Below are 457 nucleotides of genomic sequence, written 5' to 3'. Positions count from 1 at the left end.
AGCTCGACGATGCGGAGCGTCTTGCTCGTCGACAGAGTCTCTCGCGTCACGTGCTCGACAAGATCGCCGCATATCTTGACAGCGAAGCGATGCAGTCACCGTCGGTACTTCCCAAGAGCAATCTCGGCTTGGCAGCGGCGTACGTACGTCGTCACTGGGAGGCGCTGTGCCGGTACATCGATGACGTCTCGATCCCGATCGACAACAACGACTGCGAACAGCTGATGAAGCGGGTGGCGACGGGCCGCAAGAACTGGTTGTTCAAAGGTTCGGTAGCCGCGGGCGAACGCGCGGCGAACTTGCTAACGATCATCGGCAGTGCGATCCGCAACGACCTCGATGTTCGGGCCTACTTGGACGACGTCCTGCGGCGCGTCTTGGCTGGTGAGACGGACTGGTCGACGTTAACACCTCACGCTTGGCGTGCAGCTCACCCCGAATCGATCCGCGAGTACCG

Annotated in this window: 1 protein-coding gene; it reads left to right on the top strand. The window is 61.1% G+C overall.

The genetic code is table 11. The annotated features are described in order from the left end of the window. Nucleotides 1-50: 50 nt before the first annotated feature. Nucleotides 51-457 (top strand): IS66 family transposase (locus GE027_RS22710; protein ID WP_237607752.1); only part of this gene is annotated, 407 nt, incomplete at its 3' end.

Origin of the sequence: Roseimaritima sediminicola (assembly GCF_009618275.1) — a bacterium.
Lineage (GTDB): Bacteria > Planctomycetota > Planctomycetia > Pirellulales > Pirellulaceae > Roseimaritima > Roseimaritima sediminicola.
This window is presented reverse-complemented; position numbering and strand designations above follow the sequence as displayed.